The sequence below is a fragment of the Methylobacterium sp. BTF04 genome, from assembly GCF_010692745.1.
Lineage (GTDB): Bacteria > Pseudomonadota > Alphaproteobacteria > Rhizobiales > Beijerinckiaceae > Methylobacterium.
Genome location: NZ_JAAHTB010000230.1, coordinates 1 through 720, shown reverse-complemented (window position 1 = coordinate 720; position 720 = coordinate 1). Strand labels below are relative to the sequence as shown.

Below are 720 nucleotides of genomic sequence, written 5' to 3'. Positions count from 1 at the left end.
GACAAGGGTCTGCGGGGCGGCCCGAGCACGGACGAACGCGAGCGGATCAAGGCACTGGAGCGCGAGAACCGCGAGCTGCGTCAGGCCAACGAGATCCTCCGGAAGGCCAGCGCGTATTTTGCGATGGCGGAGCTCGACCGCCCTTTCAAACGATGAAGGCGTTCATCGACGAGCACCGCGATGCCTACGGGGTCGAGCCGATCTGCAAAGTGCTGCCGATCGCCCCGTCGACGTACCATGCCCATGCCGCGCGGCGTGCCGATCCCGGAAAGCTGCCGGCACGGGCCAGGAGCGACGCGGCGCTGATGGTCGAGATCCAGCGCGTGTTCGAGGCGAACTTCCACGTCTACGGCGTGCGCAAGGTCTGGCGGCAGCTCGGCCGGGAAGGGATCGTGGTGGCTCGGTGCACCGTGGCGCGGCTGATGCTGGCGATGGGACTGAAGGGCGTCGTGCGGGGCAAGACGGTCCGGACGACGATCCCCGATCCGGCAGCTTTGTGCCCGCTCGACCGGGTCAACCGACAGTTCAAGGCACCGCGCCCCAACGCCCTGTGGGTCAGCGACTTCACCTACGTCGCGACCTGGTCTGGCTTCGTTTATGTGGCTTTCGTGATCGACGTCTTCGCCCGCCGCATCGTCGGCTGGCGGGTCTCTCGGACGGCTCACGCTGCCTTCGTGCTGGATGCCTTGGAGCAAGCCCTGCACGAGCGTCGTCCCGTCC

At 67.2% G+C, this 720-nt stretch carries 1 pseudogene and 1 other annotated feature; the pseudogene reads left to right on the top strand.

The annotated features are described in order from the left end of the window. Nucleotides 1-720: pseudogene (locus G3T14_RS24480) on the top strand (IS3 family transposase); the annotation flags it as partial. Beyond that, nucleotides 111-227 (top strand) — a sequence feature (AL1L pseudoknot). Its footprint overlaps the pseudogene before it by 117 nt.